This window comes from Sporosarcina sp. P20a, from assembly GCF_002743175.1.
Taxonomy (GTDB): domain Bacteria; phylum Bacillota; class Bacilli; order Bacillales_A; family Planococcaceae; genus Sporosarcina.
The window spans coordinates 1-9,173 of sequence record NZ_PDYT01000038.1 but is presented as its reverse complement, the minus strand read 5'-3'; the positions used below and the strand labels follow the sequence as shown (position 1 = coordinate 9,173).

The window sequence follows — 9,173 nt, the reverse complement described above, 5'->3', positions numbered from 1 at the left end:
TTCATCGATCTTTGCAGACCAGTATGCTTCTTTTTCTTTTCTTTTCAAATAAATACCTCCCAAAATATGCTCTATGGGAGGAGTATCTCACGAATCTACTTCTATTAATATGTGTTCACTGTTTGACGCTTACGACACGAAAGAGAATCGGATTGAAGTTATATCTGTACAGGCTAGCTGTTAACTTATTAAATCGTAATCACAATTTTACCTTTCGCATGATGCGTTGCACTTAGGTCATGTGCTTCACGCAATCCCTTTTCGGTTAACGGGAACGTATGACCAATATGAGGTTTGACTTCTCCTTGTTCCATCAGTTGTCCCAGTTCTGCGAGTTGCTTCCCATGCGGTAATGCCATTCGTTTTCGCCTTCTCTGCATTTGGTTCACCTGCAATTGAAACGAGACGACCGCCTTTCTTTACAACATCTAAACTCTTCTCTAAAATTTCTCCACCCATTGTGTCCACTACTAAGTCAACGTCCTTTGCCACATCTGCAAAATCAGTCGTTTTATAATCAATGAATTCATCCACGCCGAGCTCTTTCAAAAATGCTTCATTCTTGCTGCTCGCCGTAGAATAAACGTAGGCTCCGAAGCTTTTCGCAATCTGTATGGCATAACTGCCCACACCGCCAGATCCCGCATGAATGAGAATCTTATCTCCTTTTTTCACTTGCCCAAAGTCAACCAGGCATTGCCAAGCGGTTAAGCCTGCCAACGGAACGGAAGCTGCCTCTTCAAAGCTGAGATGATCCGGTTTTAACGCCACTAACTCCTCATCGACCGCCACATACTCGCTGTATGTTCCATTCTCCATGGCTGGACGCGCGAATACCGCATCCCCCTTTTTGAACTGCGTCACCTTGCTTCCGACTTCACTGACAATTCCTGCTGCATCCCAGCCTAAAATTAGCGGAAACTCAAAAGGCATCGCGTCTTTCATATAACCCTCCCGCACTTTCCAATCAATCGGATTAATAGAAGTGGCATGCATTTCAATCAATACTTGCTGATCTTGGATCTCCGGTTTAGGAAGGTCTTTCTCCACTAACTGTTCCGACCCACCATATCGTTCAATTACGATTGCCTTCATTTCAAATACACTCCTTCTAATTAGTACGCTTAAATGATTTGGTTACCTGTATTTTCTATATTGTATACCCTGAATCATTTATCTCAATCGAAGGAGTGGAGGGATGGTGAAAGGTGCTTGTGCTTGGAACTTTTATGATGGTTTCTAGCACAGGTACCCTATTTTAAGTAAATCTTAGTAATAACTCTTTAACGAGGTTTGACAATTCATCTAGATGATTATTGATGTCTTCCCTCAATTCATTTACTATTACCCGATCATCTAAATGCCCGATTTGATTTCTTAAATAAGTGTATATTGTTTCAAAAAAATCTTTGTTTGGTAACGTTGTTTTTCTTTCTAAAACTTCAGGATTAACTTCTCTAATAAAATCGTCTACTGCTTTCTGATTCATTAAAATTGCAGACAACACACTATATAACATTATATATTTACCTATATTATCCTTCAACTCCGTTATACCCATAAATAAATCTATATAAGAGTTCTTATAAGTGTTTATTGATTTAAGACTAGGTACAAATCGATCAATGTTTTTATACACAGGAATAGCTTCAAATCTTGAAGAAATAGCTACAGCACTTTTGAATGCAAATTCATTTTTATTTCTATCTATCACTTGCGTTAATTTCCATCTTTCAATAAGTATATTTTTCTCAAAATAGAATACTCTTTTTAAATGAAAAAGAAAATGTTCTGCAATTATCTCAGCTTTTCTTTCTTCTATATTAGAAAAATAGAAATCAATGATAATTCCTTCTAAAATATCTTCAGCTTTGTCTTTCTTTCCTCTTATGACTACTTTTTCAACTGATGGTTCATGCTCCAAATGAATTATTGTGGGTTCGTTTAATATTAAGAGAACATCCACATTATAAATTAATTGCAAAACATAATTCCTCCTGTTCTCAGTAACTGAAGATAGTGATGCGTATTCATGAATATTAAACTAACATTAAATCTTCTCCCACAGATATCTCGATTTTCAAACGGAGGATGATTTGTAAAAAAAAAGAATCTTCTAATCGATTTTGATTAGATGAGTCCTTTTTTTACATATTATATTATATAATTCCCAATGAATATCAAAATTATTAATGGTACCAGGTCCACACACAACACTAGTTCAATTCAGAATTGCTTCCAACTTTCGTGAGGACCTGGTACCTTATTTTAAATTTAAGTTATGTGTGACTTGTAGCCATAATAGTTTCATAATTAGAGTATTTCCAGGCTGGGATGGAATGCTCAATAAGTTTCTTCTTCTGGCTTTTTATCATTTTACTCTTCATTCTTGATTTTCTCCAAGTCTGGGTCATAGAGTTGCAAGTCCCCAGGTATCATTCCTTGCTCCTTTAATTTTTGGATTAAAGGTTTTGGATCTAAAAAACCATCAGTATTTTTGGGAAAGACGTTAAGATCAACCTTTTTACCGGCATTCAATAGCCCTGCTTTATCAAGTAAATCGGCTACATAGTTTCTAGCATTTACGTACGCGTCATATGCATCGTAACCTTCATCTCCCGAAACGTGTATTCGGCCATTATGTACAATTTCGTTTCGGACCTTATATAACTTCTCATACCATCCAGGAATTGGACCATTAGGTTCGTTAAACCTTAAATTCGCCCCTAAAATTCTACCGATATGATCCTCTATGACATTCCTAAAAGGTATGGTAGACGCTCTTTCAATCTCTTCTTGACTTGCACCATTATGGATTAGAAGTAGCTTATGAGTATTACGAATAAATATTTCGAAAGAGGTTTGTAAATCAATTACCGCTTCAATCATCTCCTCTTTATGGAGGTGACTTCGGGCAGTTGCAAAGAATTTCTCAAAGAGAACAACTTCGGGGTAGGTGTCCCACATCTGCAAATAACCACCTACATTTGAAAGATCCTTCCCGGATAGCTGCTGAAAAGGTGGAATAATATCGTGTGGACGCGTTACATACTCAAAAGACTCTTTATCATCAATAATAAGCGTCAATAAAACTGGTAAGTCGCTAATTGTAATGTTGTGGATATGGCTGTGGCCATAATTAATCCGAAGTACATCAATATAACGATTCAAGAAATCAATGGCGTTATTAACAGTTAATCTTAAGATTTCATCCTTTTGTAGCCCAGTTATCATAGTTTCGTGAGGCATAAAATCTACCGTAATATAAGTACAATCGATTTCATCCAGTAAATGTTGTTGGTCAATTACTGAACCACGCCTATAAGAATGATAAGTCAACATGAATTCTGCATTAGGATATCCATGAATCGTGTTGATTCCGTCTTTTATCGGAATTTTGAAAGGCAAATACATATCAAAACTTATTTTCATATTCTCACTCCTTATTCTCCTTTGAGATTTCATTAAACACAGAATTAATGTTCCTTAAGTTAACCTTGAGCACAAGTAGGCCTGTCGATATGTGTTTAAGACTACCTAATACTTATAGTTCAAATTCTCAATCTTTCGTACGAAGATATCATGCTATCCTAACCGCTATTACAACATTGACTCATTCCAAGATTTTGCCCATCTGTGGAAAGTTGAACCATGAAATACTATGTTGCTAGTATAACAGAATTGTTAAAGGTACCAGGTCCTCACACATCTATTTTTTTATTATATTCGTTACGATAACTTCTAAGACCATCCGTTTAATTAAAGGTACCTGTGCATGAAACTTTCATGATTGTTTAAACATTCACGTTTGTTTCTTACACAGGTACCGTTTTTAAATCTATTTCCTTCAATCGCATTGGAGTGATATGTACTTTTAATTATAAAGTCTTCCTTCAGGCTTCTAGACAGCTCCTTTGAAAGCGGTCGTTGCTGATCAAGGTTCTTCTTCATCAATGTGAGTCGATCCAACTTTTCCTTCATAGCTAAATATCCCTTACTTACTATTACACCTTAATCTCATAATGGAGACGGAGGAAGTCGAACCCACAGACTCATGAAAGGTTATAATACCAGTGTTCTCAAGAGTTTATAGCTGCATTTTTAAATACTTGACTACGTGTGATAAAAATTCGGTGCGGGGGCAAGATAAAATGTATAATTGTTATCAACTAAAATCTCTGTATTTTCATGTGAAAAAAATTGAAAACAAATATATAATTAGATATGAAAATTAAACCATATTAGATATAAACCTAATATAGTTTAACGTTTTTATAACCTAAACTCTTAGCCTTATAAAGGCTTAATAATATAGTCTTCTCCCAAGTCAATAATATTTAGATCGAGGTTTTTCGTCATTTCTTTTATCTCTTCTGGTTTAAGTGATGTTCCTATGATAGTTTGTATATTTGCTTTTGATAATACTTCAAAAAGTTGTCTTTGACTTTTTTCATCCATCTGCTGTTGACCTGGCTCATCAAATATGATAAGACCTGGATGGTTCCCATGATACTGTTGACTTGTCTTATAAATAGCAATTATATAAGACCAAATCAGACGAATATTATCACTAGCTGAAGAACCAAATTTGATATCAAAACCGCTGACAACAGGTGTATATTTATCATATGAAATCATGATATCCTTCGTATTAATACTAGAGAAGTTAAATGTTTCTAATAAACTCAGAAACCCTTGCTCGAAATCTGTTAATTTTTCCTTATCCTGCGCCGAGAAATAATCTTTCGGCAAATCCGCCTGTCTTTCTAAGTAACCACGCCACTCTCCTTTAATTACTTCAAAACGCTGTTCTATTTTTTCGAAAGTGCTGCTCGCTTCATATAATTTATCTAGGCGAATTTTTAATTCTACTAATTTATTCAATTCTAATTTTGTCGGCAACTTGGGATTTTCGTTCAATTCGGATTTATATAGTCTTAATTCCCTTCTGGCATTTTCAAGGTGTTTGGAAATTACAGCTAGCTTTGATTGTTTATTTTGTACGACCTTTTGGGATTGCATTATACCAAATATTAACGTCTTGATTTGCTCTTTTATAAAGGTTATATTTTCAGATAAATCCAACGGTTGAATATTTGTTTCAGGAGGCATAAGTGAGTCTTCAATACACTGGTTACATGTTGGGCAGACATTAAGCGAAAAGGTTGGATCTACATTTGACCCTAGTTTGGAAAGTTTTTCAGCTTCTTGGTTCCTTTTTAAATCTAATTCTAATTTTTTTAGATTCTCATTCATTGAGTGCTGGTTGTTTCTTTCTAAATATAAATCCTGTCGAATAGAATTTATTTCATTTTGCAACTGTAATACTAAAAGGTCTTGCTCTTTTACTTTTTTTTCGTATTCTGATGTTACGTCTGAAATCTTTACAACACTATAATTTTCTTTTGCTTTTACTGCACGCTCTAATTCAAATATATAATCAACAATGGATATTAGTTTTTTATTTTCATCATAAACATTCAAAAATATTTCATCTAAGAGTGTAGGTTTTTCAGGTAAACTTGGAATCTCTGCGTGTATAGTGACTGCTAATTCCTCTACCTCTTGTTTTAAAGTGGACCATCTATTTGTCAGTAAAGCTTTCATAATTTTTAATTCTTCGCGTTCCTTAGTGTTCTTGGTAACATCCATTTTTAATAAAAATTCGAATGCACGTTTAGATAAATCTCTTATTCCAAAACTCCCCGAGAATGGTGAATAAAAGCCACTCCAGCCTTTAGTTTGCTCTACGAAAAATAAAGGGAACAGTGTCTGAATGTATAAAATCCTGTCTCTGCCTTCGAATGTTGGGACCTGTGGCAATTCCCATTCTATAAAGCGGGATAAGAAGGTATGAAATCCTGAGTTCTCTGATGCAGAACCCTGCATATGAACGTAAAAGTCTTGAAAATTCACTTTATCTACTTTTGACAATAGGGCTCCAAAATGAATTCTAATTAATTTTTCATCAATACTGGATGACTTAATCCATCTAGTTAGTGTAATGATATCCCCTTTATGATTGGAAATCTCCAACTGGACTTTCGATTCTAAGATAGGAATTTCTTCCCCCTTAAATAATAGCTTATCTTTTAAAGCAGGCTTCATTGTTTTCGCATTTCTTCCACCGAGCATTTCTTCGATTCCTAATATATATAGAATTGAATTTAAAGTGGAACTTTTTCCGCTTGTATTTTTAGCTCTTAATATATTAAATCCGTCTTGGAAGGGAATACTGGTGCCGAATACTCCTTCTGCCGTATCAATCGTTATCTTTAGGTGATTCAATTTTAATCGATTCATGAGGAATACCTCTCTTTAAATAATTTCAAAATATAAGTATCCGATAGGCTCTTTTTAATTGTTTTCAAGAATTTTTTCTCTTCTAAAAATACATCCTCTTTTATTATACTATGTGCTAAAACCTCTCCTTTTTCTGTTAATGAGAATTTACCAGTCTTATCGTTAAATAAAAAAACTCCCATCGTCACACCAAAATTTAAAGCTCTATTCAAAAAAGGGTCAAAGCTAATAATTGGGAAGTAACTTGTTTCCTTTAGTTTGAGCAGTCGCTCATAGCGGTCTTCATTCTGCAATCCCCAATTAAATAACTGTAATTTTAAAAGAGATGCTGTTTGTTTTGTTGATGAAAGGTGCAGGATTAGAATAATCTGTGAAATTCTGTAGATTGGCCGCATTTCGGGCGGGATAGGTACTCTTTTCCTACTAAATTTAATTTCTTTTATCTCATCAAATGGTAGATCCATTATTTTACCCTCCAAAATCTAATGGACAGTCAATTAACCAGCTCGCAATTGCTTCATGACATAAATCGTTATACACAGAGAACTCAAAGACATCATGAAACTTTTCCCCCATAAGTGCTGTCTTATATTTTTCCAAAGTATCATCTAGCAATTCTTTTGGTGCTAGATCAGTCAGTAGTACCTCCGCTTCCAAATGACTTGCAATGGAACTCTTTATCTTCACTTGTTTCTCATATGCAGAACTATATGTCCGCTGCATATGATTTAAAATTTCCTGACCCTTAATATAGTTTCTCACTTGCAAATCAATATATTTATTTGTTCTCTTAGATCTGTTTGGTTCGTCTAAACCGAGAAAAAGACTTCCTATTTTCCTATCCAGTATAGCGATGGATGCTGTTTGGCATTGTTTCCAGTTAATGATCTCATCTGCATCAGGTATTGAGACATTAATATTTATTTTTTCATCTAAAATCTGCTTTGCCTGAATAATTTCTTTTCCATAAAATAACTCATCATGTGCAAGAACATCAAAACTGTCATCCAATAGATCTTTCATCGTTTCATCAATTCTATATTCAACAGCTTTTGCATGGCAGTGCCTAATCAGCTCTTTATTTGTAATTTTTGGAGTGATAAAAATCCATTTTTTAATTTTTACTCCTTGAAAGAACTTCAGTAATTGGCTCTTGAATTTCTTTAATTTTCCTAAGTCTTCAGTAATCTTGCCCCTTTGATGTTCGTAGAGTTTACTAGAGTCATATTCCTCATCGGGGCAATAGCATTGAAAAACAATTCCTTCTCTTGTAAAGCCCTCAATACCTAAATCACCATTTGTATGTGCAGTCATCTCTTGATAACCATCAGCTTCATATTTCATTTTCAAAAAGACTTGACAGTGTTCTTCCCAACTGTCTCCATTGTATGTACCAAAAGGTGTTATGATCATATCTATCCCCCACACCAAAAATAAAGAGTTATATGAATTATTTTTTCATTTACAATGGTACATGATTTTTATCATTTTAGCTATTTTTGTTGGAAAAGCTATTACATATATTCAAATAATATTCATGAGAAAACTTTGATATTGAACGGATAGAAGAATTGCAGTTTATAAGTATTTATATCAAAGAATGAATTTCAGTTGAAAGGGGTTGATTTTTTTGGGGGATTATTGTTTTTATTTTAGGGAGTAATAAAGGATGTTTTAAAAACATATCACCGCCCATAACCGATATTATGCGATGGTTTATTAGCACAATCCGAATCAATGAGATTACCACTTCTAGCAAAGCAGGTTATATGTGAAAAGTAAATTCGTTATTCTTTCCAACTTTAGAAGTAGTTATTTTAGCTTTTGGTCATTTTGCGTCTACGTCTTGTTTTCATCCTCACCAAGTTTCATAACATAGTAGCCTACAAGTTTTGATTGTTTAGCTGACATCTCTTCGCTAACCCTTTTAAATTAAGCAATAATCTAATATGAAATCCGTGTGTTTTTGGAGACCCCTACTACAGATTTTAATGGACAGTATAGCCATCAAGTCTTGAACAGCCCCCTTCTCAACAATTGTACCTTCCATTACAACATTAACACCAATAAAAAAGAGCACCAATACAATTAATAGATGCTCATACTACTAATATAATTATCTATAACGTTGCAGAGTTGTTAAACTTTCATTTGTATTTTCAAAGGTAAGCGTCAAATAGTGAACACATATTAATAGAAGAAGATTCGTGAGATACACCTCCCATAAAACATATTTTGGGAGGTGTTTATTTGAAAAGAAAAGAAAAAGATGCATACTGGTCTGCAAAAATCGATGAATATCAAAACAGTGGACTAGCACTTTCTGAATGGTATGAAACCGCAGAGGTTGCCGTCCACAATATGAAGTATTGGCTAAGGAAGCAGTCACCAGTTAATCATACCGAACTTCAGGAGACCAGTTGGGTCTCCTGCGTAGTGGAAGAATCGATAGAGAACTCGATTTCCTTGAAAGTAAATCATGTGGATATCGAGATGACGAATGGCTATGATGAAACTCTGTTACTTCAAGTGATCCGGACGCTACGTCAGATATGATGAATGGTCGCGCCGTTGGGCGCGTCTATCTGGCTGCTGGTCCGACAGATCTTCGGAAGTCGATTGACGGACTAGCTGTCATTGTCCAAGAGCTGTTCCAACTTGATCCTTTTTCCAAATCGCATTTTGTCTTCTGTAATCGAAAGAGAGACAAACTCAAGATTCTATTCTGGGATCACAATGGATTCTGGCTCTATTACCGAAGACTAGAGAAAGGGCTGTTTGATTGGCCGGAACTTGAGTCTGTTCAACCTCTTTCCATTTCGAGCCGACAGTTGAACTGGCTCCTGGATGGATTACCGTTGAACCAACGT

The 9,173-nt window shown here is 35.0% G+C and carries 7 protein-coding genes and 1 pseudogene; 2 read left to right on the top strand and 6 right to left on the bottom strand.

What is annotated here, in order from left to right; all coding sequences use genetic code 11:
- Positions 1–188 precede the first annotated feature (188 nt).
- The 6 genes and pseudogenes from CSV72_RS16225 to CSV72_RS16195 all read right to left on the bottom strand — a co-directional run bounded on the left by CSV72_RS16225 (position 189) and on the right by CSV72_RS16195 (position 7,716).
- A pseudogene (locus tag CSV72_RS16225) lies at positions 189–996 on the bottom strand (NADP-dependent oxidoreductase).
- Positions 997–1,258: 262 nt separating this feature from the next.
- Positions 1,259–1,984 (bottom strand): hypothetical protein, encoded by a 726-nt coding sequence (locus tag CSV72_RS16220; RefSeq protein WP_099679199.1) that lies wholly within the window; start codon positions 1,982–1,984, stop codon positions 1,259–1,261.
- 392 nt (positions 1,985–2,376) lie between these two features.
- Positions 2,377–3,432, bottom strand: coding sequence for a hypothetical protein (locus CSV72_RS16215; RefSeq protein WP_099679198.1), 1,056 nt, complete (start codon positions 3,430–3,432; stop codon positions 2,377–2,379).
- An 861-nt stretch (positions 3,433–4,293) separates the two neighbouring features.
- A complete protein-coding gene (locus tag CSV72_RS16205; RefSeq protein ID WP_099679196.1) occupies positions 4,294–6,303 on the bottom strand; it encodes a hypothetical protein in 2,010 nt (669 codons plus the stop codon).
- Positions 6,300–6,767, bottom strand: a complete 468-nt coding sequence (locus CSV72_RS16200) for a hypothetical protein (protein WP_099679195.1) — start codon at positions 6,765–6,767, stop codon at positions 6,300–6,302. The genes CSV72_RS16205 and CSV72_RS16200 overlap by 4 nt, the downstream gene beginning before the upstream one ends.
- Positions 6,768–6,771: 4 nt before the next feature.
- Positions 6,772–7,716 carry a hypothetical protein gene (locus CSV72_RS16195; protein ID WP_099679194.1) on the bottom strand — a complete coding sequence of 315 codons (945 nt, stop codon included), beginning with the start codon at positions 7,714–7,716 and terminating at the stop codon, positions 6,772–6,774.
- A gap of 837 nt (positions 7,717–8,553) precedes the next feature.
- Here CSV72_RS16195 and tnpA point away from each other — a divergent pair.
- Together tnpA and tnpB are read left to right on the top strand one after the other, a co-directional pair.
- The gene (tnpA, locus tag CSV72_RS16190; RefSeq protein ID WP_099679193.1) at positions 8,554–8,859 is read left to right on the top strand and encodes an IS66 family insertion sequence element accessory protein TnpA; all 306 of its coding nucleotides are present in this window, start codon (positions 8,554–8,556) and stop codon (positions 8,857–8,859) included.
- Positions 8,856–9,173, top strand: a 318-nt coding sequence (tnpB, locus tag CSV72_RS16185) for an IS66 family insertion sequence element accessory protein TnpB (protein WP_143561185.1), incomplete at its 3' end; no start/stop codon positions are given. The genes tnpA and tnpB, both read left to right, overlap by 4 nt.

Coding starts and splice junctions, on each gene's coding strand:
- CSV72_RS16205 (WP_099679196.1), bottom strand. CDS start 6,303: ATGAATCGATTAAAATTGAATCACCTAAAGATAACGATTGATACGGCA.
- CSV72_RS16215 (WP_099679198.1), bottom strand. CDS start 3,432: ATGAAAATAAGTTTTGATATGTATTTGCCTTTCAAAATTCCGATAAAA.
- CSV72_RS16200 (WP_099679195.1), bottom strand. CDS start 6,767: ATGGATCTACCATTTGATGAGATAAAAGAAATTAAATTTAGTAGGAAA.
- CSV72_RS16195 (WP_099679194.1), bottom strand. CDS start 7,716: ATGATCATAACACCTTTTGGTACATACAATGGAGACAGTTGGGAAGAA.